The following is a 23,543-nucleotide window of genomic DNA, read 5'->3' on the forward strand; positions in this document are numbered from 1 at the left end:
GAGCCTTACGGCTAGGTTCGAAAACGAGAGCCCGGGTCACCGGGAAGCCGGGAACGGGCTCTCGATTACCCGCGCACCCAAACACCGATCAATGCCGCTGCACGACGGCAGCCAGTGTCCCTGGCAAATGAAGGAAGAGTCTGAATGATCGTTCGCATTGCAGTTTCCGCTCTCGCTCTGGTCCTGCTGCCTCTGGCCAGCTCAAGTCTGGCAAGGGCCGAAGACAGCATGGAAAAAGCCAAGGCGGTGAAGCAAGAAGGGGGCAAATATTTAGATGCGGACGGAAATCCGACCTACAAGATCGAAAACGGAACCGTCGATTGGTACACCTTCAGCGGGTACCGTCGGTATCACTCCGATTGCCATGTCTGCCACGGACAGGACGCAACAGGTTCGAGCTATGCGCCTGCCTTGGTCAATAGTCTGAAAACCATGGATTACGCCACGTTCCTCTCGATCGTCGCCGAGGGCCGCAAGAATGTCGGCGGCGGCAAGGAAAACGTCATGCCTGCCTTTGGCGACAACAAGAACGTCTATTGTTACCTGGACGATCTCTACGTCTATCTGCGCGCGCGCGCCGATGGCGCGGCGCCCCGCGGCAGGCCGCCCAAGCACGAAAACAAGGCTCAGGCAGCCAAGGATGCCGAAGCATCCTGCATGGGTGGATGATATGACCGGCTGCACTGCATCGAAGCTGCGCGTCGTTCTGCCGATCCTCGGCGCGCTCGCCTTGCTGCCGTCGAACGTTCTGGCGCAAAATGCCGGGCTTGGCGCTGCGGGCGAACTGGTGGATCCCGACATTCTGCGCGTCTGCGCCGATCCCTCGAATATGCCCTTTACCGACAAGAACGGCCAAGGCTTCGAAAACAAGCTGGCTGAACTGGTTGCCAAGAAGACGGGGCGGAAATCAGTCGCTTACACGTGGTTTCCCACTGTCACCGGCTTTGTGCGCAACACGTTGGGGGCCAATCGATGCGACATCATCATGGGCTACGCCCAAGGCGACGAACTGGTGCAGAACACCAACGCCTACTATCGCTCCGCCTATGTGCTCGTATACTCCAAAGGCAACGGTATGGAAGGCATCGAGACGATCGAAGACCCGAAACTTTCCGGCAAGAGAATCGGCGTCGTCGAAAGCACGCCGCCAACCGCCAACATGGCCGCCAACAAGCTTCTGCGGACCGCCAAGATCTATCCACTCACGGTGGATACGCGCGTCACTCCTTCGATGGGGGAGGTCATGATCAAGGACATGCTGGCCGGCAAGATTGACGCGGCGGTCCTGTGGGGGCCGATGGCAGGTTACTATGCCAGGGAACTCGGAGCCGACATCACCATTGTTCCGCTGCTGAAGGAAAAGAAAGGCTCGCGCATGTCCTACCGCATCACCATGGGCGTACGTCCGTCCGACCAGGAATGGAAGCGGACGCTCAACCGGGTGATCAGGGAGAACCAGGCGGAGATCACCAAGCTCCTGCTGGGTTATAATGTGCCGCTGATCGACGAGCACGATAATCCGATTTACGCAATAGTCGGGATGGGTGAGGAGGAGGACAAACCTGCGCGATGAAAATTGAAGAGAAAGATTACGGCTACTTTCGATCGTTTTGTTTTTCGGCCTTTCAAAACCTTGTGTTTCATTTGTCCATTTGAGACGTGATGGACGAGCCATTGCTTCGGTGCGCTGCAATGGTTGGCTAACCACCGGATCGGCCCCTTTGGGCTGGTAGAAGAGGAGAAATGTTATGAAGAAGAGCTGGACAAAACCGACGATGTGTCAGGTTGCTGCGGGCTTTGAAATTTCGCGGTATCTGCCTGCTGAGATTACTCCCAAGAAGTAGGCCGCAGAGGTGCGTGTCCCTGGCAACAGGGGCACGCATCCCCTTGCCGCATGGGTTTTCGTGAAAGATCTTGAGGCACGCAAAGCGAGCGGGACGTTTTTTGCGGCTGCAAATTGGCTGCTGGTGGTCAGAGAAGCCGCGGGGCGGGCGTTTTCATGCGCTTGAGAATCATCGGATCGGCGGCCGGCGGTGGCTTTCCGCAGTGGAACTGCAATTATCGTCTGAGCCGTGCGGCTCGCACCGGGATGGCTGGCGTGCATTCACGAACCCAATCAAGTGTCGCCGCGTCGGCGGATGGGCTCGGCTGGGTTCTGTTCAACGCGTCACCCGACATTCGCCAGCAGATCGCGGCAACGCCTGAATTGCAGCCCGCGCACGATGCGCCGCTGCGCTCGACGCCCATTCGCGCGGTGGTACTGACCAATGCCGATGTCGATCATATCGCCGGCCTGCTCAGCCTGCGTGAACGGCAGCCTTTTGCTATCTATGCAACGACACAGGTTCTGGCGACGCTGGAGGCGAATTCGATTTTCAATGTCCTCGATCCGGCGCTCGTGCCGCGACGCATCTTGCCACTGGCGCAAGAACTGGCGATCTGCGACGCAGACGGCCACGACACCGGCGTGGCTGTCGAGAGCTTTCCCGTGCCTGGGAAGATAGCGCTCTATCTCGAAGAAAGAGGTCAGCCGGATGCGAATTTCAGCTCTGACGCCGGCGACACGATCGGCGTCCGTATCGCCGGTGCCGGCAGTCGCGGCTCCGTCTTCTACATCCCCGGCTGCGCCCGCATTGATGCGACCCTGCGCACGCGTCTAGCCGATGCCGCATGCCTTCTGTTCGACGGCACGGTCTTCACCGACGACGAGATGATTGCTGCCGGCGTCGGCGAAAAGACCGGTGCGCGCATGGGGCATCTGGCAATGTCGGGAGACGCAGGGTCGATCGCCGGCTTGGCCGATGTGAGGATCGGCCGTCGTGTCTTCGTCCACGTCAACAACACCAATCCTGTTCTGGACGAGAATTCTCCCGAGCATGCAGCAGTCGCAGCGGCTGGCTGGGAAGTGGCCCGCGACGGGATGGAGATGGAACTTTGAGTGATTTCCACGACGCAGCCAGCAACGGCCTGTCCTCCAGAGAGCTCGAAGCCGTGCTGCGGCAGGTCGGTGCCGAGCGCTATCACAACCGCCATCCTTTCCATCACAGGATGACCAGCGGTGCGTTGTCGAGGACCGAGATGCAGGCCTGGGCGCTGAACCGCTATTGCTATCAGGCTGTCATTCCGCGCAAGGATGCCATGATCCTCGCGCATGCCGAGGATCCGGCGTTTCGCGCCGCCTGGCGCAAACGCATCGAGGATCATGACGGCAAGGACGGCTGGAGCGGCGGTATTGCGCGCTGGTTGCACCTGGCGACCTCGCTCGGTCTGGATGCCGAAGCGGTGAAGACCGAGAGGCTGGCCCTGCCGGCGACACGTTTTGCGGTTGGCGCTTACCTCTCTTTTTGCACGAACCGGACCCTGCTGGAGGCGGTCGCGTCGTCGCTGACCGAGATGTTTTCGCCGCTCATCATCGGCGAGCGGGTGCCCGCGATGCTGGCCAGGTACGATTATATCACCGAGGACACGCTGACCTATTTCAGCCGACGGCCCGAACAGGCCTCACGCGACGCCGACTTCGCTCTTGCCTATGTGCTCGAACAGGCCGACACGGCGGAACGCCAGCAGCGGGCGATCGATGCACTCGTGTTCAAATGCGATATACTCTGGGCCATGCTCGACGCGCTTCAACACGCCTATGGCGAGCCGGGCAATATCCCGCCCGGCGCCTTCCGTCCGGAGGCCCCATGATGGCACTGCGCGAAAGAGCCATGGTGTCGCCGCAGTCGGTTCCATCGCTGCCGAAGCACGTGCGCATACAGTATGACCCCGTGCGCCAGGCGTTCGCCGTGCTTTCGCCTGAAAAGGTGTTTTGGCCAAACGACATCAGCCTCGACATATTGCGCCGCTGCGATGGGCGGTCCACGGTCGGCCACATCATTGCCGGCCTTGCCGCAGATTATGATGCCGAACAGGAGGCTGTGGCGGCCGATGTCATTGCCTTCCTGCAGGAATGGTCGGACAAGCTGCTGGTGAAGCTATGAGCGAGCCCCCTCTCCCCCCGATCGGCATGCTGGCGGAACTGACGCATCGCTGCCCGCTGCAATGCCCCTATTGCTCCAACCCGCTCGAATTGCTGAAGGCCAATCGCGAACTCGACACGCAGAGCTGGCTCGACTTGTTCTTGCAGGCGGCCGATCTTGGCGTTCTCCAGGTGCATCTGTCTGGCGGTGAACCGACGCTGCGTCGCGATCTTGAGCAATTGATCGCCGGGCTTTCGGCGCGCGGTGTCTACACCAACCTGATCACCGCCGGCGTCGGCATTGCGGATGGCCGCATCGAGGCATTTGCCGAAGCCGGGCTCGACCATCTGCAATTGAGTTTTCAAGGCGCACGGCCGGCGACCACCGAGCGCATCGGCAATCACAGGGGCAGCCACGAAAAGAAGCTGGAAACGGCACGCCGCGCCCGCGCGGCCGGCTTGCCGCTTACCATCAACGCGCCGATCCATCGCCACAATATCGAGGAGGTACCGGAATTCATCGATCTGGCCCTTTCGCTGGATGCGGAGCGTCTCGAGATAGCCAACGTGCAGTACGCCGGCTGGGCGCTGACCAATCGCGATCAACTGATGCCCGAGCGTGCTGCCGTCGATCGGCAGGCGGAGATCGTTGCGGCGGCGCGCGAACGGCTCACCGGCATCATGAACATCGATTTCGTCACGCCGGATTATTTCGCCATCTATCCCAAGCCGTGCATGGGCGGCTGGGCGCGCGACGCCTTTATGGTGACGCCAGACGGCACCGTACTGCCATGCCATGCCGCCCAGACCATCCCGTCGCTCAGCTTCGAGCGTTTTGGACCTCGCAGCCTGGCCGCGATCTGGACCGATTCCCCGGCATTTAATGCCTTTCGAGGCACGGACTGGATGCAGGAGCCCTGCCGCAACTGTGAGCGGCGCGAGATCGACTGGGGCGGCTGCCGCTGCCAGGCGATGGCAATCGCCGGCGATGCCGCCGTGACGGACCCGGCTTGCGCGAAATCGCCGATCCATGCGCGCATGGCAATGCTGATCGACGAAGCCCAGCGCGCTGCGACGGTTCCTTCGAAGGACGAACTGTTCGTCTACCGGCGTATCGGCGTCGTCACCGAGCCGGCCTGACTGCCGACCTATTCCTACGGCCCTAGCCTCGTGAAAGCCGTTCGGCATGCCACGTCATATGGTCCTGCATGAATGTCGAAATGAAAAAATAGGAGTGATCGTAGTCATCCTGCATCCGCAATTTCAACGGAATGCCTGCCTTGGAGCACGCGTCTTCGAACAGCCAAGGCCTGAGGCCCTCCTTGAGGAAACCGTCTGACGTTCCCTGATCGACCAGGAATTCCGGGAAATGGTATCCATCCTCGATGAGCGAAGTGGCATCGTAGCGCCGCCACGAGGCCTCATCCAGGCCGAGATATTTTTGGAAAGCCGGCTTCGACCAGCCGGCTGTGCTTGGTTGCACGATCGGCGCGAAGGCCGAGCAACTTCTGAAACGCGCGGGATTTTTCAGTGCGATCGTCAGCGCGCCATGCCCGCCCATCGAATGGCCGAAGATCGACTGGCGCGCCATATCGGCGGGAAATTCGCGCCCGATTACGGCTGGCAGTTCCTCGACGATATAGGAATACATGCGATAGTTCTTGGCATACGGCTCTTGCGTGGCGTCGAGGTAGAAACCGGCGCCGGTGCCGAACTGCCAATTGTCCTTTTCATCTGGAATGCCGGCACCACGCGGGCTGGTGTCGGGACACACGACGATGAAGCCAAGTTCGGCGGCAATACGTCTGTATTCGCCTTTTTCCATTACATTCGCATGCGTGCAGGTGAGTCCGGAGAGGTACCACACCACGGGGCAACGCCTTTCCCGCGCCTGGGGAGGCACGAAAATGGCAAACGTCATTTCGCACGAGCAGCTCGTCGACAGATGAGAGTAAACGTGCTGGGCACCGCCATGCGACTTGGCAGTCGAGACGAGTTTCAGGTGCTCTGGCATATATTCTTCTCCGCCAATTTTTTGACCGCCGACCATAGCCTCTACGACGTCGTGGGCGGTCGCGGCAACCTTGGTGGGCTGGCTGGCGCGCAGGGCTCTTGATCGGAGCCGGGATGGCCACCACTGCCCAGTACCTCAGCAATGCTTCCGGGAGGACGAGCTCTGCGCAAATGCACCGTGGCTTTCAGCGGCGACAGCAGGTTCGACGCGGCTATGGCGGACGAGCACGCACGGGTCATCGCGTGGGTTCGCAGCATGCGTGACCAGGGACCGAGCAAGAAAGTGTTGCGGGTGATAGTTACCTCCTCATAGGAGGGCTCCTAAGCACGACACCAACTTTCCGACTCTTGGCCACCCTGTGAGCCGACGGCTATTTCCGAGCGTCGAAAGCCACGGATAGGCCCAGGGCAGTTGCTGCCTCGACGATCGCCTCGGTCAGCTCTTCGTCGGATGCGACCAGATAAGGGGCGGCTTGCCGTGCTGCGTTTAATGTCGCTGTGATCGAGATGGTGTCACCACGATCCTCCCTATTGAGGACTGCGGCGATTGCCTGCTCTACTACCGGACTGACCCTCTGCACCTTACTCATCCAACCCTCCCCATAGCTGCCCATAGGGATGATACTCTATCCATGGTTGTGTTCCAATTCGATGTACGAAAACGTACACACTCGATCGGCTGGACCGCTACGGCCAGACATCTCTAATTTCGACGGCATTCGGGATCGACCAAGCCTGGCTAGCGGCCTCGACCGGTTTCTCAGCAGATGGCTAGCGCGCTGCAGAGCCATGTCAAATTGCCAGGTACGTACGCGAGCCCGGTCCAGGAGCTCGGCTCGGCCCACGGGCGCCCCCTGCGCTGGGCGAAGATGTCGCCTAGAAATAGCCGAGGATGGATTTTACCTCGAGATACTCCAACATGCCCTCGATCCCATATTCGCGTCCGTTTCCAGACTGCTTGAAACCGCCAAACGGGGCGTGCGGATCCCAGGCCGGGTAGTTGAGATGCACCTGACCGGAGCGGATCCGCGAGGCCACGTCCCTGACGGCGTCCACATCCTGGCCCTGCACATGAGCCCCCAGACCGTAGACCGTATCATTGGCGATGGTGACGGCCTCCTCGACTGTGTCGTAGGGGATGATGCAGAGAACTGGCCCGAAGACCTCGTCCTGGGCAATGCGCATGGTCGTGCGCACGTCGGAAAAGATGGTCGGCCTCACATAGAACCCGACGCTCAGATCGTGCGCACGGCCCGGTCCGCCGGTGAGGAGCCTGGCGCCCTCAGAAATGCCGACGCCGATCATGGTTTGGATGCGGTCGAATTGGGCACGGTTTGCGATTGCACCATGAGTAGTGGCTTCGCAAAGAGGATCGCCAATGACAATCTGGGCTGCGGCCCTTTTGGCGATTGCCTCGATCTCGGAGAGCCGCGGGCGTGGCACGATCATGCGCGTCGGGGCACTGCATGACTGGCCGAGATTGCGGAAGGCGGCGGCTACGCCCAGAGAAACGGCGCGATCGAGATCTGCGTCCGGCAGGATCACGTTCGGCGACTTGCCGCCCAGCTCCTGCGCGACACGCTTGACAGTCGTCGCTGCCGCCTGGGCCACCGCAATGCCCGCGCGGGTGGACCCGGTAATGGAGATCATGTCGACATCCGCATGGGAGGCGAGACCCATACCCACGCCTGGACCATCACCTTGCAGGAGGTTGAAAACCCCGGCAGGGAAGCCGGCTTCCTCGATTGCCTCGGTGAATAGCAGGGCGTCCAAGGGAGAAAGCTCACTCGGCTTCAGCACGATCGTGCAGCCTGCAGCGAGCGCCGGCGAAACCTTGGCGGTGATCTGGTAAAGTGGCCAGTTCCACGGCGTGATCAGGGCGCAGACACCGATCGGTTCGTGGGTGACGGCGGTTTGCCCCCGTTGCTTGACGAAGCGAAAGTCTGTCAGCACATCGCGAGCGACCTTAACATGCGTGATCGCCAGCGGCACTTGGGCGCTGCGCGCATAGCCGATCGCCGCGCCCATTTCGAGGCTCAGGCATTGAGCCAGCAGTTCGCCGCGCGCCTCGAGCAGCGCTTGCAGGCGATCGAGCAGACCCGCGCGGTCTTCTGGCGTGGTCCGACTCCAGGTGGCGAATGCCCGGCGGGCCGCTGCAACGGCCGCGTCAACGTCCTTGCCATTTCCAAGCGGAAACTGGCTCACAACCTCTTCTGTGGCGGGATTGACGACGACGCCCGTCGCGGTGCCGCTCGGCTCAACCCATTGACCGTCGATGAAGAACTTCTCCAGGTGGCCGTTGCGGGCCAGGTGTTCGAGAGGCGTCATCACCCTACAAGGTCCTTCATGCGGTAATAGGCGCCAACAATCGGCAGGAACCAGGGGCGCCCGAAATAACCGGGGATCGCTGGCCAGTCGAAATCCTTCCAGGGATTGAGCTCGGGGCGCCCGTCCATGACGTCGGCCATGATGGTGCCCATCAACGTCGACATCTGGGTCCCGTGTCCGCTATAGCCCATCGAGTAATAGATGCCATCGCGCTCTCCGGCGCGCGGCAGACGATCGCGGGTCATATCGACCATGCCGCCCCAGCAGTAGTCGATGCGGGTGCCGGCCAGTTCCGGAAAGACCTCGACCATCGCCGCCTTGAGTATCCGGCCGCTTTTTTCGTCGGATTGAGGGTTGGACACGGCAAAGCGCGCCCTCCCGCCGAACAGAAGGCGATTGTCCGGCGTGAGCCGCCAGTAGACAACGAGATTGCGCGTGTCGACGACATTGCGACGGGTCGGCATGAGGCGCTCGAGTTGCGAAGGCGACAGCGGCTCGGTCACGATCAGAAATGCGCCGACCGGGATCATGCGCCGGCGGATCCAGCCGAGCGGGCCAACCTGGGAAATGCCGCTTGCCAACAGGACCTGCCGCGCGACGATCTTGCCCTTTGGCGTCGTTACCTCATGCCCGCCTGAAACCTTTCGCATCGCAGTGACGGGCGAGCGTTCATGGACCTCTGCGCCACGCCGGGCAGCGGCGGTCGCGAGGCCCCGGACGAACCGGCCGACATGCATGGCCGCGCTCTTGGGAAAGAGCAGCCCGCCATGGTAGCGGTTGGTGCTGACTTCGGTTCGCAGGTCCTCGCGCGCGATCATCCTGGTGTCGGGATCGACATTGGCAGCCAGTAGTTCCTGGCTGCGCGCCAGCATGTCGTAGTGCTCGGGCTTGGCGGCAAGCTTGAGCTTGCCGACGCGGGAGAAGCTGCAGTCGATCTTCTCTTCCTGCACCAACCGCTCGACCATATCGACGCCGGCGTCGAAAGCCTTGTAGAGCGCATTTGCGGCAGGCTTGCCGTGCTTGCCAGCCATGATTGCATAGTTCTGGGCAAAGCCGTTGTTGCACATGCCGCCATTGCGGCCGGACGCGGCATTGCCGATCGTTTCGGCCTCCAACAGGGCAACCCGGGCGCCCTTTTTGGCAAGGGCCAGCGCGGCGGAGGAGCCGGTCAAGCCGCCGCCCACAATGGCCACGTCGTAGTGGCCTTCGAGCGGTTTGGACGACCCTTCATTGAACGGCTGAGACGTATCCAGCCAGTAAGAGGTAAACTTCATTTTCTTGACCACCGGTGTTGATTTGAGTGGGGCGACATCCGAGCCTAGTCGCGCGCCTACCAGCCGCGCATCCGCTCCCAACGTGCTTCAATCTTGGGGCTGGCCCCGTTGACGACGCTGTAGAAATCATGCTGGGCGGCCGTCGCACACGCATGGTTGGGCAGAATCCGGACCCGAGTCCCGAGCGGCAGCTCGGGCATGGACTTTCCAGAACCGGCGCGAATGGCGAGGATACCGTGTTCCTGGCTGGCCTGGGCCACGATCACATCTTCAAGCACCCGCCCCTTTTCGTCGCAGACCACGCCGTAACCCTGGTCGATCTGCTGGTTTGCGGTTCCCCGGTCGCGCGAAAGCGCCATCCATCCAGCGTCGACCAGCACCCATCCCTTTTCCGGCTTGGACCCGATCACCGTGGCCAATACGGAAATCGCGATGTCGTCGAGTTCGCACACCCCAACGCCGTGCTGGACCAGGTCGAAGAACATGTAGACCCCGGCGCGCAGCTCCGTGACCCCCTCAAGATTGCTGGCGAAATGCGCTGTCGGCGTCGAGCCGACGCTGACGATCGGGCAGGCATGGCCATGGGCGCGCAGGATTTCAGCGGCGCGCACCGTGGCTGAACGCTCGTTCTCGCCTGCCTTGACCAGCGCATCGGGCGTGTTCAAGCCATAGGATTCGCCTGCATGGGCGAGAACGCCGACGAGTTTGGCACTGGCCGCGACGACACTGCCGGCCACGTCGAGCAACTTCGGGTCGTCCGGCCTCAAGCCACCGCGATGGTCATCGCAGTCCAGTTCGATGAAAACAGATGGGGTCATACCGGTGGCTTCGCGGACGCTGGCTAGGGCATCGGCCTGCTCGACCGAATCGAGCAACAGCTTCACACCAGCGCCGGTGCGGCGACAAAGCTCCATGGCCCGCTTGGCCGAGGCCGGCGAGATGCCGACCGCATAGGTCATGTCTCGAAAGCCATGGCCCGCGAAATACTCCGCCTCGGCGATGGTCGAGACCGTGATCGGTCCGGGTTCGCGGTGAAGCGGGTATCGGGCGACATCGATGCTCTTGGCCGTCTTCATATGCGGGCGCAGCACCACGCCAAGCTTCCTGGCGCGCTCAGCCAAGCGCTGAATGTTGCGTCCGAGCCGCCCACGGTCGAGAAGCAGCGCCGGCGTGACCAAGGCGTCGATCGTCCTAGCCGTCTCGCTCACTGCCAGGTTTGCGGCCACCTTGTTCATAATCTCGTTTCCTAAGTGAACGACTGGTTTGCCAACGCATACATATGGGCTGGCCCCTCGGCGACGGGTCGTTGTCCTTTGACCATGGCGGTCGCAGTGCCGGACCGCTGCAGGCCAAGGCTCGCAAGCCAGTCGCCCAATCCATCCTCGGCATAGACGTCGATGCGAACGAATTGATTGTGAAGCTTCGAAAGCTGGGCCAGGATCAGAAGCCGCGCGTCGTGGTCGCTCTCGGCTGCACAAGGGCCGACGACATAGCCGCGGCCAAACCTCCTCGCGACAGCGTAGCCTGCAATCCGTCCCCTACGCTCGATGACCAATGCGTTGCCCACATCGGCGAGCGCAGCCACCATCGCCAGCCGGGGCATGCCCGTGGCCCGTTCGTCGAAGGCCTGGATCGCCGCTAGGTCAGAGGCTGTCGCTTGACGGATGTCGTCGCTGGTACTCCGCGTCACGGCGACAGCCAGCGAGCCCTGGTGCTGGAGCACCGTGCCCCAGGCAGTGAAGCCGCGTCGCTTGTAGAGCGCCAGCCCCTCTTCGGTTGAGTTGAGCAGCAGGTTGCGACCGTGTGTCGCCTCGAGCAACCCATCAAAGAGCCGGGCCCCGTTGCCACCGCCTTGCGCGGAGCCAGTAACTATGATCATCCCGACCGAGGTATAGGACTGTCCGTAATTCCAGGACATGGCCGTGCCAATCACCTGTCCTGCCCGCTCAAGGACCAGGCCATTGCCGACCATCAGGGCAAATTCCCAATCCTCCTGACGGTAGGGCCAGGCCATCTCCTGCGACAGCTTCAGTGCGCCCGGCAAATGGCGGGTTTCCAATTCCATCAGCTCGATCGGGGCGCTGACGATATCTCTGTCATGCTCAAAGGCCATAAGGTGCAACGCTGTCAGTTGATCCAGAGTCGGATTGACGTCGGATCTTAGGGTCGCGCCCGGCGGACAGATTTCGCTGCTGTTTTGTGCCTTCAAATCAGCGGTATTATTCGTTTTATGCAGTTCCTCGGCATGCCAAATCGTGCAAATCGGGCGAGGAATACCTGGCACCTTGAATCGCCGCTTCGTGGTTGCCCGATCGGCGATGCCCAGGAGGAATTTTGGATGATCTACATCAGCGAAGAGGAGTCAGCCGCCCTCGTCACGCATGAACTTGCTTTCGAGGCGGCGCGCGAGGCTCTCGTGGCGGCAGCATCGCGGCAGAGCTGGGTCTTTCCGGCTGTTCTCGGGCGCACACAGGAGGTGACCAATACCTTCTCAATCAAATCCGGTTCGTCGGGCGAGCTGACCGGCGTGAAAATTGGCTCCTTCTGGTCGGGCAACCCGGCACGTGGCCTTCCCCGCCACAACTCGACCATCGTGCTGCTCGATCAGCATACAGGTCGGCTCGGTGCCGTAGTCGAGGCCGGGAAGGTCAACGCCTACAGGACGGCCGCCGCCGACGCGGTTGCGGCCGATCTTCTTGCGCGCAAGCAAGCCAAGGTTCTGGCGATCTTCGGGGCCGGCAACCAGGCGAGCTTCGAAGTGATGGCGCTGGCACGCATCCGCCCAATCGAAACATTGCTGGTCGTGGCCCGGCCTTCGCCGCGGCGCGACGCTTTTGTCGATCAGATCGGCGAAAGGGGACTGAAGGCGCGCGCTGCCTTGCCGGAAGAAGCCGTGCGCACGGCCGACATCGTGGTGACGGCGACACCCGCACGCGAACCGCTGTTCGATGCCGCTTGGGTGGGACCCGGAACCCATATCGTCAGCATCGGGTCGGATGCTCCGGGCAAACGCGAATTGCCGAGCGAATTGTTTCCCAAGGCACGTCTGTTTTGTGATCTGCTTTCCCAGTCCGTCCAGATCGGCGAGTTCCAACACGTGCGCGACGAAATCGACGCCGGCGTGCTTGCGGTAACACCAATCGGCGACGTTATTGAAAGGCGTGCGCTCGGACGCCACTTCGACAATGAGATCACCGTCTTCGACAGTTCCGGCATCTCCCTGCAGGACCTCTACATGGCCGACGCGCTGATCCGCGCAAAGGCGTCCCACCGCTGATCAGTTTTCGCACCAAGGCCCCAGTCCCGACAGATTTTTCGACACGGCAACAAGGTGGCCGCGCGCGATCCTGCAGTCGTATCAGCGGCGGGCGCGCCAAAGAGTTGCCCGCATGAACCACGGATCGCCCCCGATGTCGGCGACTAGCGTCTGGCGCGCCAGAAGGCGAGGCGGTCCTGCAACCGATAGCCCTGGATAATCGCCGGCATGAACCACGGATTGCCACGATAGAGGGGGACGGCCGAAGGCGGTCGAAAGTCGAACGCAGTGCGCGACTGCTCGCCATGCCCCATCAACTTGTGGGCCGCACGCATGCCAATCCATGGCGCCCAGACCACGCCCGAACCGCAGAAGCCCGTTGCATAGACCACGCCGTCCGTCTCGAAGATGCGGGGCAGCATGTCTCGGTTCATCGCCACATTGCCGAACCAGCAATGCGAAAGGCGCACGTTCTCCAACTCCGGGAAAAGGTTCACCAGGCCCTTGCGAAGGAGAAGTTTCGGCGCCGCCGGATCGCCGACGCGGGAACTGTCACGGCCCCCCAGCAGGATACGTTTTCCGTCGGGCGAGGGACGATAATAGAAACCGAGTTGCCGGTTCTCGGTGACCGTCATCAGCTTCGGCATCAGTTGCGCCATGACATCGGGCGCAAGTTCCTCGGTGACGATGATCCGGCTGCGGACCGGAACCAGGCGGCGGCGCAGGAAGGGAGCAGCGCCGTCGGTATAGCCGTTGGTACAGACCAGAACCTGCCGTGCGTCCACCGTCCCCGCCGAAGTCGCGACGCGGAACCCCGAACCGTTCCTCTCGATCGACTTGACCACTGTATGCGAATGGACCGTCAACCCGGATGCGAGCGCCACCCGCAGGAGCTCAGCATGGAATTTTGCGGGGTGCAGCCCGCCAATGTCCATCCGAACGGTTCCGCCGCGGTAGAAGTCGGTGCCGATATAATTTCGCTGCTCGGCATGCGGAACCGCGTAGGACTCGATCCCCAGTTTCTTCGCCAGCGTCTCGGCGCCGCGCGCCATCTTCTCATACTGTTCATATCCGAAAGCGCCCTTGAATTGGCCAACCAGTCGGAAGTCGCAGTCGAGCCCTTCGGTCTTGATGAAGTCGTAGAGGAATTCGCGTGCGACCTTTCCCTCGGCCTCGATCGCCATGGCTTTCTCTTCCCCGAAGCGCCGGGTGATCGTGGCATAGTCGGGCCGGATGCTCGCGCTCGTAATCCCGCCGTTGCGGGTGGAAGCACCCTCGCCCGGATTCATTGCATCAAAAGCTGCGACCGAGCGTCCTTCGCGCGCCAGCAAAAGCCCGGCCGAAAGACCGGCATAACCGGCGCCGACGATTGCCACGTCAAGCTTCTTTGCGAGGGGCTGCCGCGGCAGCGGCATGACGGGCGCTGCTTCCCACCAGTAGGGCGTGTTCTTGTCGGCGATATGAGGCTCTTGCACGGGGCTGACTTCTCGCTGGGGTGATCTACGGTCGGTGAAACTTCAGATGTGGTCGTCTCGGACGTCGAGCGCATCACGCAGCCCGTCACCGATGAAGTTGAAACTGGTTACCGCGATCGTGATTGCAGCTCCGGGAATGATTGCCAGCCAGGGTGCGCTGCCCAGATATTGCTGGGCGCCATTGAGCATGTTGCCCCAGCTGGGCAGTGGCGGCTGGATCCCGTAGCCGAGGAAACTGATGTAGGCTTCCATGAGAATGGCGCGCGCGACCGTCAAGGTGGAAGCAACGATAATCGGCCCCATGGCGTTGGGCAGTATCTCGCGAAACATGATGTGGGTGCCACTCAATCCCAGCATTCGCCCGGCCAGGACGAACTCGCGTTCGCGTAAGGAGCGGACTTCCGCTTCGACTATGCGGGCAACCTCCATCCAACTGGTGAGGGCGATAATGACGGTGATCATCACAGGACTGGGCTTCAGTGCGGCAGCCAGCGCCAGCAGCAGAAAGATCGATGGGAATGACAGGAAACCATCGACCGTGCGCATCAGCGTGGCCCCGACCCAGCCCCCGCGATAGCCGGCAATTACGCCGACCAGCGTGCCGATGAGCGTCGACAAAACCATGGCAAAGAAACCCACCAGCAGCGAGATTCGTCCCGCCATCAAAAGCCTTGCCGCCACGTCGCGGCCAAGCGGATCGGTACCTAGAAAGTGGTAGCCCGTCAGCGGAGGGGCAAAGCGGGCCCGCAGATCGATATACAGTGAGTCATAAGGCAGGAGATGGGGGCCGAGGACGCAAGCGAGGCTCAGGAAGATGATCATCGCCAACCCAAGCAGGGCCAAGCGATGACGCATGAAACGACGTGCCGCGCGCTTGTTACTCCATCGGCTTGGAGCTGCATTTGCGGTGAGAGCGGTCATATCGGCTGTCTCCTGTCGGGAAGTTGCGCGCTCACGCCAGGCGAATGCGCGGATCGACAATAGCGACGACAATGTCGGCGATCAGGTTTCCAAGCAGAACGAGGATGGCGGAGAACATCAGCAGCCCCATCACAACCGGATAGTCGCTGTAACCAAGGCTATCGAGGAACAACCGTCCCATTCCTGGCCAGGTAAAGACGGTTTCGGTCACGAGCGCGCCGGTGAGGACGCTGGGAAGCTGCACCCCGGCCAAGGTAATCATCGGCAAAAGTGCGTTGCCGACGACATGCTTCATCAGAATCCGGCGTTCACTCAACCCTTTGGCCCGGGCCGTCTTGACGAAGTCCTGGCTAATGGCGTCGAGAGTCGCCGTCCGCATGTAGCGGCTCCAGATCGCGACATGGACCAGCGACAGCACGATACTTGGCAGGATCAGATGGTGGAGATAGCCCAGGATCGAGGCATCGCCGATCTCGGACATATTGCCCGCGGGCAGCCAGCCCAGCTTCAGGGAAAAGACGTAGATGCCGACGAGTCCGAACCAGAAGGTGGGGACCGACAATGCGACCATGGCCCCGACGGTTGCGACATAGTCGAACAGCGAGTAGCGGCGCGTGGCGCCTCGGATTCCAATCCAGGCGCCAATGGAGATTGCAATCACGGTTGAGGAACCCATCAGCAGCAGCGTGGCAAAGAGATGGCTGCCGATGACCTCCAAGACCGGCGCTCCGTCGCGGAAGGAGTGACCCCAGTCGCCCCGCAGCAGCCGCCATGCCCAGTCCAGATATTGGATCCATATAGGGCGATCGAGGCCCAGCAGCCCCTTGAGACGCTCGATATCCTGCTGGGTCATTCCGGGATCAAGCCCGAATTGGGCCAGCGGGCCGCCGGGAAGGAGGTTCAGAATGCCGAAGCCGATGATCGAAACGATCACAAGCAGCACCAGGCTCTGCAAGAGGCGATTGAGCAGGAAGCCGCGCATTCGAGTCCCTCCATTGTGGGTTGATGATTTTAGTCTGTTGCCGCCGCCGCGGCGGAATCGGGCTGGGCGGCGGCAACTGCGTCTAGGCCTTCCACTTCCAGGCGGCGGCATTCCACGACGCGGTGCGGGTGTTGGCGTTGGGCTCGAAGCCGTCCAGCCCCTTCTTGCGCCCGAGGACGATTGTGTACGCGAACAGCGGCAGGAAGGGCAGATCGTGGCGCACGACTTCCTGCACACGATTATAGATCGCGCGCCGTTCTTCCGGATCGAAGCTGCGAGCACCCTTTTCGAGCAGGGCATCGACCTCAGGATTGGAATATTGCCCGGTGTTCGAACCGTGTCCGCCTTGAGCGGCGATTGCCTTCGTATGGAGCCGGTTTGTGGCGTCGGGGTCCGCGGCAATCAGATAGGTGACGCCCACCATGGCGGTGTCGAATTGCGATTTCAGCCAGAACTCGCCCCACATGACTGCAGCCGGCAAATTCGAGATCGTCATCTCGACGCCGATCTCGGCAAACGTCTGCTGCAGGAACTGCTGCGTCTGCTCCCGCAGGTTGTTGCCGGAAGTTGTCGAGTTGGAGAAGGACAGTCGCACCCCATCCTTGGCGCGGATTCCATCCGGTCCCGGCACCCACCCGGCCTCATCGAGGATTTGGCGCGCCCGGTCCAGATTGAACTCCTGAACCGGCAGGTTCGGGTCATAGTAGTAGGACTCCTTCGGCATGAAGGTCTCGGTGAGGGTACCCACGCCGTAATAGATCGTGTCGACAATCGCCTTCCTGTCCAACGCGGCGTAGAGCGCCTGGCGCACTGCCAGGTCCTTGAACTGCGGGCGGCCCAAATTGAGGTAGATCGACTCCAGGGATGCCCCTGTCTCCAGTGTCACCACGCGGTCCGGTAGTTCGCGGGCTTCAGTATAATGGTCGGCGGTGATGAACGACTGATCGACCAGGTCCACGTCGCCGCTCTTGAACTGAGTGTAGAGCACGGTCATGTCGGGGATGTATTTGAAGATGAGCTGCTCGACATAGGGACCTTCGCCGGCGTACTCAGGATTGGCGACGAGCTCGATATGATCGCCCGCAACACGCTGGCCCCATTTGAATGCTCCGGTGCCGACCGGCGCCTGATTGAACGCGGCTGTGTTCGGATCGGCTTCTTTCCCCAGAATGTGCTTCGGCACGATGAAGGTTTCGGCCAAGAACGAAAGATAGGGCGCGAAGGCCTCCTTCATCCGCCATGTGATCTCGGTGGGCGAAACCACTGTGATGTCCTGCACGAGCGAATGGCCGCTCGTGCGCCAAGCCCGAAACTTCGGGTTCGTGATGAGCTCAAGGGTGAATTTCACGTCTTCGGCCGTGAAGGGCTCACCGTCGTGCCAGCGGGCATTGTCACGCAACCGGACGCGCCAGTTGAGACCGTCCTCCGAAATGCCGCCGTTCTTTTGGCTTGGCACCTCGGCCGCGAGGTTTGGATGTAGGCCGCCTTGGGGATCCATGCGGACCAGCGCGTCGAAAACCGAGAAATGGATCGCGTCATCGACCTCGATATGCGCCATCAGCGGATTGAACACGGTCGGCTCTTGGGAGAGGCCGACGACGACGCGCCCGGCCGGCCCTGCAGGAGGGGTCTTGGCGAAGGCGGGCTTGCCCAACAGATTGGGCGCGATGAGGCCTGCAGCCCCACCTATCGCCATCAGTCGCAGCGCTTCGCGCCTCGAGTAGTTGGACGTAGTCGATGAATTTTTGGTCATGGTAGTTCCTCTCTTGTTATTTCTTATGCGTTTGCTGCTACTGGACCGGCATTGCCCGGCCGCTCTCCTGGAATCGCCGCTACCAGTTGGCGCGTGTAGGCTGCTTGCGGGTTCAGGAATATTTGTGAGGGCGGTCCGCGCTCGACGATCCGGCCCGTCTGCATCACTGCGATTTCGTCGCAGATCTGGCTGGCGACGCGCAGGTCGTGCGTGATGAAGACCATCGACACGCCCGTCTCGCGCTGGATCTTGTCCAGAAGCTGCAGGATCTGCGCCTGGATCGACACGTCGAGTGCGGAGACCGCCTCGTCGGCAATCAACAGCTTCGGCTTGAACATCAGCGCACGAGCGATGCCGATGCGCTGGCGTTGCCCACCCGAGAACTCGTGCGGGTAGCGGCCAAAAGCGCCGGCATCGAGACCGACATGGGCCAGAAGCGCACGCGCTTCATCGCGCGCTTGGACATAAGGCATCCCGTGCGCCAGCGGGCCTACCGTCATGATGTGACCGACCGTCGAGCGTGGGTTCAGAGAAGCGAAGGGATCCTGGAAGATCATCTGGATCCGCGGTCGAAGCGGGCGGAACTTCGCTTCGGAAAGCTTGGCTATGTCACAGCCCTCAAACAAGATCCCGCCGCCGTCACTGTCCAGCAGCTTGATCAGCAGCCGGCCCAGCGACGATTTCCCCGAACCGCTCTCGCCTACGACCCCAAGCGTGCGGCCGGGCGCCAGTTCGAACGAAACCTCGTTGACCGCTGTCACAGTCCGTTGCGCGCCGAACAGCGCGCTGCCACCGCGATAGGTCTTCACCAGACCCTCAACCTTCAGGATCGGCTCCTTGCTGGCAGCGTCCGGACGGGGGCGATCTTCGCCGGTCAAATGCGGTACGGCTGCAATCAGGCGCTGGGTATAAGGGTGCTTGGGCGACTTCAACACCTGCTCGGCGCTGCCTTGTTCGACGACATGACCCTTTTCCATCACCACGACGCTGTCGGCGATCTCGGCCACCACGCCGAAATCATGGGTGATGAACATCACGCTCATGCCCTTGCGCCGCTGAATGTCACGGATCAGTTGCAGGATCTGAGCCTGGGTGGTGACGTCGAGCGCGGTGGTCGGCTCATCCGCAATCAGCACCGTCGGCTCGAGCGCCAAGGCCATGGCGATCATGACGCGCTGCCGCTGCCCGCCCGAAAGCCGGAACGGGTACTGATAATACATGAGTTCGGGATCTGGCAGGCCTACTTCAGTGAGCAGTTCGATTGCGCGGTTGCGACAGGTTTGTGGCGTGCCGAAGCCGTGCGCGGCCATGACCTCGTCAATCTGCGCGCCCACCGTCATCAGGGGATTGAGCGCCGAGAGCGGGTCCTGAAAGATCATCGACACGACCCGTCCACGCAGGTTGCGCAGCTTGTCTGGCGACATGCCAACGATGTTCATCCCTTCCAGCTGGATGACACCCGATGAGAGGCGGATCACCTTCGGCAGAAGCCCCATGATCGCGTTCGCCGTCACCGACTTACCCGATCCGGACTCGCCTATGATGCAAAGGATCTGGCCGCGTTTCAGATCGAAGGAAATGTCCTTGACAGCATGGGTCCGTTCCATGCCTTGCGGCAAATTCACTGTGAGGTCGCGCACCGAAAGCGCCACATCGTGGGGGGCTACAGCCTGGATGCTTGCGATCATCGAGATCACCTCCCCTTTCAACCGAGCGCGTCCACCCTGTTGCGGACCGCATCATCGCCCTTTGAGCAGAAGCGCCTCACCCTAGCGGCCGTAGTCCCGCCTTCTCGACGCTTCGCGCGCTGAGGCTGCGAGAGACGGGTTCTGCTCATCCTAGCGGCTCCCTTATGAAATCCGATCCGTGTACCGGACTCTGTTCCCTTTTTCTTGGAGAACTCTCCGAAGGAGCAAGCCTTGCCTGTCGAATGTCCTCTGGAGCCTGCCTGCCAAAAGGAAGGGTTGCTCCGTTCTTGCAGCCAGTCTGACTGTTCTGTTTCCGCAGAGTCTTCGAAACTTGGCCCTCGCGCGGCAGGAACTTCTGAAAAGAACATCCAGTTCGGCATTTCACTCTGTTCCCGTTTCGGCGCGGAAACCGGGATCAGGCAACCATATCCTTTATTCGGCAATACGTGGCCATGAGGGATAGGACCAAAGATTTCCGGTGTACATCGACACCATTTGCGGGCCATGGCGCCCAAACGGATTGGTGACCGTGCGGCCCATCGCAATGTCGGCCAAGGCGCTGCCGATCAAGGTCGACGACTGCGCCGTATGCCGCCCATGCCGCAGATGACGCGACTGCATGAAATGTACTTCAGCTTGCCCACGCAGCGAGCTCTTAGCGCAATAATTGCCTGTCCTGGGGGCTGCTAAACGCAGGAAATTCCGTCCAGGCACAAACTCCGCAGTCTGCCTCTGCGGGCGGCAGGTTAGGATGGTTCAAATTACCGGAGTCCCATCCATGCCCGCGCCGCTCATGCACATCGACTGCAGCCCTTCCCTCCCTCGCGAGGCGGACGTCGTCGTCATCGGCGGCGGGGTGGTGGGCGTGTTCAGCGCTTACTATCTGGCGCGCCGCGGCCTCAAGGTCGCCCTGGTCGAGAAGGGGCGTATCGCGGCCGAGCAGTCCAGCCGCAACTGGGGTTGGTGCCGCCAGCAGAACCGCGATGCGCGTGAGCTGCCGATGGCGACCAAGAGCCTCGACCTCTGGGAGAAGGTAGCACAGGAGACCGGCCAAGACACCGGCTTTCGCCGCTGCGGGCTCCTCTATCTCTCACAAGACGAAAATGAGCTGGCAGGCTGGGCGAAGTGGCGCGATTTTGCGAGAACGGTCGGCGTCACCACGCACATGCTGAGCGCGGAAGAAGCCACCGAACGGGGCAGAGCGACGCGCCGCAAATGGAAAGGTGGCGTGTTCTCGCCAACCGACGGAACGGCGGACCCTTCCAAGGCAGTGCCGGTTGCAGCGCGCGGCATCATGGCGGCGGGAGGCACCGTACATCAGCACTGCGCGGCGCGCGGGCTGGAATTGAGCGCCGGCCGGGTGAGCGCTGTCGTGACCGAAGCGGGTAGCATCCGGACAAAGACCGTGGTCATGGCCGGGGGCGCGTGGGCGTCTTCCTTCTGCAACCAGCTCGGTGTGCGTTTTCCGCAAGCTGCCGTGCGTCAGTCCATTCTGGCCGTGGCGCCAGGCGCAAACGGTCTGCCAGATGCCCTGCATACCGCTCGCATCTCTCTGACGCGGCGCAGCAACGGTGGATACACGCTGGCGATCAGCGGGCGGGCGCGTGTCGATCCAACGCCGCAACAGTTCAGGTTCAGCCGCGAGTTTGTACCTATGTTCGCCCGCCGCTGGCGCAATCTCGCCCCGGGCGCCTTCGAGGGCTGGCGTCAGGGCCACGAAAGCCTGCGCAAATGGACCCTCGACGACATCACGCCAATGGAACGGAACCGGATTCTCGACCCGAAGCCCGACATGGGGCAGATTCGGCTGACATATCGGAGAGCCTGCGAATTGATCCCCGAACTCCAACGGGTGGCGATCTCCGATGTGTGGGCGGGTTATATCGACAGTACACCCGACGGCATTCCCGCAGTCGGCGAAGTGGAGGGGATTCCGGGCTTCATCCTGGCGGCGGGATTCAGCGGTCACGGCTTCGGGATTGGCCCCGGTGCGGGGCATATGATCGCCGACATCATCGCAGGCAGCGAGCCTATTGTCGATCCGCGTCCTTATAGGCCCGAGCGTCTGAAGACCGCTGCGTGGGGCAAGGTCGCTGAATTCTGAGAAGACCGTCTTGCCAAGGTACAATCGGTCGCACACGAGATTGAGGCACGATGCGGCCAGCACCAAAAACAGGGAACTGACGATGCGCGAATATGAGATTGCCGCCATTCCTGCCGACGGGATCGGGCCAGAGGTCATTGCCGCAGGTCTCCAGGCGCTTGAGGCGCTGCAGCAACGCTGCGGCGACTTCAAGCTGCGCGTCCAGCACTTCGACTGGGGCTCGGATTACTACAAGGCCCATGGTCGGATGATGCCCGAAGATGGCGTGGCGCAACTGAAGCGCTTCGACGCCATCTTCTTTGGCGCGGTAGGCGCTCCCGACTTGCCCGACAATATCACGCTCTGGGGCCTCCGGCTGCCGATTTGCCAAGGCTTTGATCAATACGCGAACGTGCGGCCAACAAGAATATTGCCCGGGATTGTTTCGCCTCTGGCGGGTGTTGGCCCTGGCGATCTGGATTGGGTGATCGTGCGGGAGAATTCCGAGGGCGAGTATTCGGGCCACGGCGGCCGCGCCCATCGCGGCCTCCCCGAGGAGGTCGGAACCGAGGTCGCGATCTTCACGCGCGTCGGCGTCACCCGCATCATGCGCTATGCATTCCGGCTGGCGCAGTCACGGCCGCGAAAGCTCCTGACCGTGGTTACGAAATCCAACGCTCAGCGTCACGGGATGGTAATGTGGGACGAAATCGCAGCCGAGGTGGCGCAAGAGTTCCCTGACGTCGCGTGGGACAAGATGCTAGTCGATGCTATGACAGTGCGTATGACGTTGAAACCTCGGAGCCTCGATACGATCGTCGCCACCAATCTTCACGCCGACATATTGTCGGACCTTGCAGGCGCGCTCGCGGGCAGTCTCGGCGTTGCACCGACCGCCAACATTGATCCCGAGCGTCGCTATCCCTCGATGTTCGAGCCAATTCACGGCTCGGCATTCGACATCGCCGGCAAGGGTATTGCCAACCCGGTCGCCACCTTCTGGACCGCTGCCCAGATGCTCGAACATCTGGGCGAGAGCGCAGCGGCCGTGCGGTTGATGAGCGCTGTGGAAACGGTGACGAGTGAAGGCGTGCTGACGCCGGACGTGGGAGGGACAGCGACCACGCAGGAAGTGACGGACGCCGTCTGCCGAGCGATCCGCGGTTCGAACATGTGACAGGTTTCCAATGAAGCTCGACAAGATCGACATCAAGATCTTATCCCAACTGCAAAAGAACGGGCGAGTCACGAATGTCGAGCTTGCCGACCTTGTCAACCTTTCGCCGAGCCCTTGCCTGATGCGGGTGAAGAAGCTTCAGGCGGAAGGCTTCATCACCGGCTATTCCGCCCAGATCGATGTGTCCAAGCTCGGACAGACTCTAACGATCTTCACCGAAGTCACGCTCAAGCACCATCAACAGAACGACTTCGCGAGATTTCTCACCGCAATTCAGAAAGTCGATTCGGTCATCGAATGCCATCTGGTTTCAGGCGGTTACGACTATCTTGTGAAGTTCGTCACAGCGGGCATCAGCGAGTACCAGACGATAATGGAGCGCATGATCGAATTGGATATCGGAATCGACAAATATTTCAGCTTCGTCGTGCTGAAGTCACCGATCGTGAAATCCCATTTGCCTCTCGACATCATTTTCGACAAATGAGAATGCAGCTCCGCAGTCTCGGATCTGGAGAGCCGCGCGCCAGCGCTCCTTCTTGCTGTTTTCGCTGCGCTTGTGCAACGGCAAGAGATTCCACATACCGGCAACTTGCTTTGCACTTGGCAGACGGCGGCATCACCTGAGGATT

General features: G+C 61.4%; 22 protein-coding genes. 10 read left to right on the forward strand and 12 right to left on the reverse strand.

The genetic code is table 11. The annotated features are described in order from the left end of the window. Window positions 1–144: 144 nt before the first annotated feature. The 6 genes from NKI63_RS02230 (at window position 145) to pqqE (ending at window position 5,101) form a co-directional block, all read left to right on the forward strand. Window positions 145–669, forward strand: coding sequence for a c-type cytochrome, methanol metabolism-related (locus NKI63_RS02230; RefSeq protein WP_352622911.1), 525 nt, complete (start codon window positions 145–147; stop codon window positions 667–669). A 1-nt stretch (window position 670) separates the two neighbouring features. Continuing rightward, window positions 671–1,573 carry a substrate-binding domain-containing protein gene (locus NKI63_RS02235; RefSeq protein WP_352820373.1) on the forward strand — a complete coding sequence of 301 codons (903 nt, stop codon included), beginning with the start codon at window positions 671–673 and terminating at the stop codon, window positions 1,571–1,573. Window positions 1,574–1,999: 426 nt separating this feature from the next. Further along, window positions 2,000–2,938 (forward strand): pyrroloquinoline quinone biosynthesis protein PqqB, encoded by a 939-nt coding sequence (pqqB, locus tag NKI63_RS02240; protein WP_352820375.1) that lies wholly within the window; start codon window positions 2,000–2,002, stop codon window positions 2,936–2,938. Then, complete coding sequence (gene pqqC / locus NKI63_RS02245) at window positions 2,935–3,690, forward strand: pyrroloquinoline-quinone synthase PqqC (RefSeq protein WP_352820377.1); 756 nt, start codon at window positions 2,935–2,937, stop codon at window positions 3,688–3,690. The genes pqqB and pqqC overlap by 4 nt, the downstream gene beginning before the upstream one ends. Continuing rightward, window positions 3,687–3,983 carry a pyrroloquinoline quinone biosynthesis peptide chaperone PqqD gene (pqqD, locus tag NKI63_RS02250; protein ID WP_352739106.1) on the forward strand — a complete coding sequence of 99 codons (297 nt, stop codon included), beginning with the start codon at window positions 3,687–3,689 and terminating at the stop codon, window positions 3,981–3,983. The genes pqqC and pqqD overlap by 4 nt, the downstream gene beginning before the upstream one ends. Beyond that, window positions 3,980–5,101 (forward strand): pyrroloquinoline quinone biosynthesis protein PqqE, encoded by a 1,122-nt coding sequence (gene pqqE, locus NKI63_RS02255; protein ID WP_352820379.1) that lies wholly within the window; start codon window positions 3,980–3,982, stop codon window positions 5,099–5,101. The genes pqqD and pqqE overlap by 4 nt, the downstream gene beginning before the upstream one ends. A gap of 22 nt (window positions 5,102–5,123) precedes the next feature. Here pqqE and fghA read toward each other — a convergent pair whose 3' ends face one another. The 6 genes from fghA to NKI63_RS02285 all read right to left on the reverse strand — a co-directional run bounded on the left by fghA (window position 5,124) and on the right by NKI63_RS02285 (window position 11,860). Then, window positions 5,124–5,975 (reverse strand): S-formylglutathione hydrolase, encoded by an 852-nt coding sequence (gene fghA / locus NKI63_RS02260; protein WP_352820381.1) that lies wholly within the window; start codon window positions 5,973–5,975, stop codon window positions 5,124–5,126. A 370-nt stretch (window positions 5,976–6,345) separates the two neighbouring features. Further along, window positions 6,346–6,564 carry a hypothetical protein gene (locus tag NKI63_RS02265; protein ID WP_254819794.1) on the reverse strand — a complete coding sequence of 73 codons (219 nt, stop codon included), beginning with the start codon at window positions 6,562–6,564 and terminating at the stop codon, window positions 6,346–6,348. A 286-nt stretch (window positions 6,565–6,850) separates the two neighbouring features. Further along, on the reverse strand, window positions 6,851–8,305 hold the full coding sequence (locus tag NKI63_RS02270) for an aldehyde dehydrogenase family protein (RefSeq protein WP_352820383.1): 1,455 nt from the start codon (window positions 8,303–8,305) through the stop codon (window positions 6,851–6,853). Next, window positions 8,302–9,576: an NAD(P)/FAD-dependent oxidoreductase gene (locus tag NKI63_RS02275; protein WP_352507731.1), complete on the reverse strand. Its 1,275-nt coding sequence runs from the start codon at window positions 9,574–9,576 to the stop codon at window positions 8,302–8,304. The genes NKI63_RS02270 and NKI63_RS02275 overlap by 4 nt, the downstream gene beginning before the upstream one ends. 56 nt (window positions 9,577–9,632) lie before the next feature. Continuing rightward, the gene (locus NKI63_RS02280) at window positions 9,633–10,811 is read right to left on the reverse strand and encodes an alanine racemase (protein ID WP_352507730.1); all 1,179 of its coding nucleotides are present in this window, start codon (window positions 10,809–10,811) and stop codon (window positions 9,633–9,635) included. Between the two features lie 11 nt (window positions 10,812–10,822). Then, window positions 10,823–11,860: a GNAT family N-acetyltransferase gene (locus tag NKI63_RS02285; protein WP_352820384.1), complete on the reverse strand. Its 1,038-nt coding sequence runs from the start codon at window positions 11,858–11,860 to the stop codon at window positions 10,823–10,825. Between the two features lie 54 nt (window positions 11,861–11,914). On the opposite strand from NKI63_RS02285, the gene NKI63_RS02290 reads away from it, so the two are divergent. Beyond that, window positions 11,915–12,853 (forward strand): ornithine cyclodeaminase family protein, encoded by a 939-nt coding sequence (locus NKI63_RS02290; RefSeq protein ID WP_352820386.1) that lies wholly within the window; start codon window positions 11,915–11,917, stop codon window positions 12,851–12,853. Between the two features lie 143 nt (window positions 12,854–12,996). Here NKI63_RS02290 and NKI63_RS02295 read toward each other — a convergent pair whose 3' ends face one another. The 6 genes from NKI63_RS02295 to NKI63_RS02320 form a co-directional block, all read right to left on the reverse strand. Further along, window positions 12,997–14,247, reverse strand: coding sequence for an NAD(P)/FAD-dependent oxidoreductase (locus NKI63_RS02295; RefSeq protein WP_502900457.1), 1,251 nt, complete (start codon window positions 14,245–14,247; stop codon window positions 12,997–12,999). A gap of 102 nt (window positions 14,248–14,349) precedes the next feature. Then, complete coding sequence (locus tag NKI63_RS02300; protein WP_352777394.1) at window positions 14,350–15,228, reverse strand: ABC transporter permease; 879 nt, start codon at window positions 15,226–15,228, stop codon at window positions 14,350–14,352. 31 nt (window positions 15,229–15,259) lie between these two features. Then, entirely contained in the window at window positions 15,260–16,210 is a 951-nt protein-coding gene (locus tag NKI63_RS02305) for an ABC transporter permease (RefSeq protein ID WP_352777392.1), read from the reverse strand. A gap of 82 nt (window positions 16,211–16,292) precedes the next feature. Continuing rightward, complete coding sequence (locus NKI63_RS02310) at window positions 16,293–17,963, reverse strand: peptide ABC transporter substrate-binding protein (protein ID WP_352478671.1); 1,671 nt, start codon at window positions 17,961–17,963, stop codon at window positions 16,293–16,295. A gap of 23 nt (window positions 17,964–17,986) precedes the next feature. Further along, on the reverse strand, window positions 17,987–19,651 hold the full coding sequence (locus tag NKI63_RS02315) for an ABC transporter ATP-binding protein (RefSeq protein WP_352752786.1): 1,665 nt from the start codon (window positions 19,649–19,651) through the stop codon (window positions 17,987–17,989). A gap of 432 nt (window positions 19,652–20,083) precedes the next feature. Then, window positions 20,084–20,272, reverse strand: coding sequence for a hypothetical protein (locus NKI63_RS02320; protein WP_352507723.1), 189 nt, complete (start codon window positions 20,270–20,272; stop codon window positions 20,084–20,086). Between the two features lie 157 nt (window positions 20,273–20,429). Between NKI63_RS02320 and NKI63_RS02325 the strand changes: the two genes are divergently transcribed. The 3 genes from NKI63_RS02325 (at window position 20,430) to NKI63_RS02335 (ending at window position 23,398) form a co-directional block, all read left to right on the forward strand. Further along, window positions 20,430–21,755, forward strand: a complete 1,326-nt coding sequence (locus NKI63_RS02325) for an NAD(P)/FAD-dependent oxidoreductase (RefSeq protein ID WP_352507722.1) — start codon at window positions 20,430–20,432, stop codon at window positions 21,753–21,755. A gap of 82 nt (window positions 21,756–21,837) precedes the next feature. After that, window positions 21,838–22,911, forward strand: a complete 1,074-nt coding sequence (locus tag NKI63_RS02330; RefSeq protein WP_352507721.1) for a tartrate dehydrogenase — start codon at window positions 21,838–21,840, stop codon at window positions 22,909–22,911. A gap of 10 nt (window positions 22,912–22,921) precedes the next feature. Next, window positions 22,922–23,398 carry an Lrp/AsnC family transcriptional regulator gene (locus NKI63_RS02335; RefSeq protein ID WP_023718597.1) on the forward strand — a complete coding sequence of 159 codons (477 nt, stop codon included), beginning with the start codon at window positions 22,922–22,924 and terminating at the stop codon, window positions 23,396–23,398. Window positions 23,399–23,543 lie beyond the last annotated feature (145 nt).

This window comes from Mesorhizobium sp. M0410 (assembly GCF_040321435.1).
Lineage (GTDB): Bacteria > Pseudomonadota > Alphaproteobacteria > Rhizobiales > Rhizobiaceae > Mesorhizobium.

What these genes read in the sequence shown, in the direction of transcription:
- NKI63_RS02235 (WP_352820373.1), top strand. Translation starts at nt 671, where the DNA reads ATGACCGGCTGCACTGCATCGAAGCTGCGCGTCGTTCTGCCGATCCTC.
- NKI63_RS02280 (WP_352507730.1), bottom strand. Translation starts at nt 10,811, where the DNA reads ATGAACAAGGTGGCCGCAAACCTGGCAGTGAGCGAGACGGCTAGGACG.
- pqqD (WP_352739106.1), top strand. Translation starts at nt 3,687, where the DNA reads ATGATGGCACTGCGCGAAAGAGCCATGGTGTCGCCGCAGTCGGTTCCA.
- NKI63_RS02325 (WP_352507722.1), top strand. Translation starts at nt 20,430, where the DNA reads ATGCCCGCGCCGCTCATGCACATCGACTGCAGCCCTTCCCTCCCTCGC.
- NKI63_RS02265 (WP_254819794.1), bottom strand. Translation starts at nt 6,564, where the DNA reads ATGAGTAAGGTGCAGAGGGTCAGTCCGGTAGTAGAGCAGGCAATCGCC.
- NKI63_RS02315 (WP_352752786.1), bottom strand. Translation starts at nt 19,651, where the DNA reads ATGATCGCAAGCATCCAGGCTGTAGCCCCCCACGATGTGGCGCTTTCG.
- NKI63_RS02320 (WP_352507723.1), bottom strand. Translation starts at nt 20,272, where the DNA reads ATGCAGTCGCGTCATCTGCGGCATGGGCGGCATACGGCGCAGTCGTCG.
- NKI63_RS02310 (WP_352478671.1), bottom strand. Translation starts at nt 17,963, where the DNA reads ATGACCAAAAATTCATCGACTACGTCCAACTACTCGAGGCGCGAAGCG.
- NKI63_RS02290 (WP_352820386.1), top strand. Translation starts at nt 11,915, where the DNA reads ATGATCTACATCAGCGAAGAGGAGTCAGCCGCCCTCGTCACGCATGAA.
- NKI63_RS02295 (WP_502900457.1), bottom strand. Translation starts at nt 14,247, where the DNA reads ATGCCGCTGCCGCGGCAGCCCCTCGCAAAGAAGCTTGACGTGGCAATC.
- NKI63_RS02330 (WP_352507721.1), top strand. Translation starts at nt 21,838, where the DNA reads ATGCGCGAATATGAGATTGCCGCCATTCCTGCCGACGGGATCGGGCCA.
- NKI63_RS02305 (WP_352777392.1), bottom strand. Translation starts at nt 16,210, where the DNA reads ATGCGCGGCTTCCTGCTCAATCGCCTCTTGCAGAGCCTGGTGCTGCTT.
- fghA (WP_352820381.1), bottom strand. Translation starts at nt 5,975, where the DNA reads ATGCCAGAGCACCTGAAACTCGTCTCGACTGCCAAGTCGCATGGCGGT.
- NKI63_RS02335 (WP_023718597.1), top strand. Translation starts at nt 22,922, where the DNA reads ATGAAGCTCGACAAGATCGACATCAAGATCTTATCCCAACTGCAAAAG.
- NKI63_RS02300 (WP_352777394.1), bottom strand. Translation starts at nt 15,228, where the DNA reads ATGACCGCTCTCACCGCAAATGCAGCTCCAAGCCGATGGAGTAACAAG.
- pqqE (WP_352820379.1), top strand. Translation starts at nt 3,980, where the DNA reads ATGAGCGAGCCCCCTCTCCCCCCGATCGGCATGCTGGCGGAACTGACG.
- NKI63_RS02275 (WP_352507731.1), bottom strand. Translation starts at nt 9,576, where the DNA reads ATGAAGTTTACCTCTTACTGGCTGGATACGTCTCAGCCGTTCAATGAA.
- pqqB (WP_352820375.1), top strand. Translation starts at nt 2,000, where the DNA reads ATGCGCTTGAGAATCATCGGATCGGCGGCCGGCGGTGGCTTTCCGCAG.
- NKI63_RS02230 (WP_352622911.1), top strand. Translation starts at nt 145, where the DNA reads ATGATCGTTCGCATTGCAGTTTCCGCTCTCGCTCTGGTCCTGCTGCCT.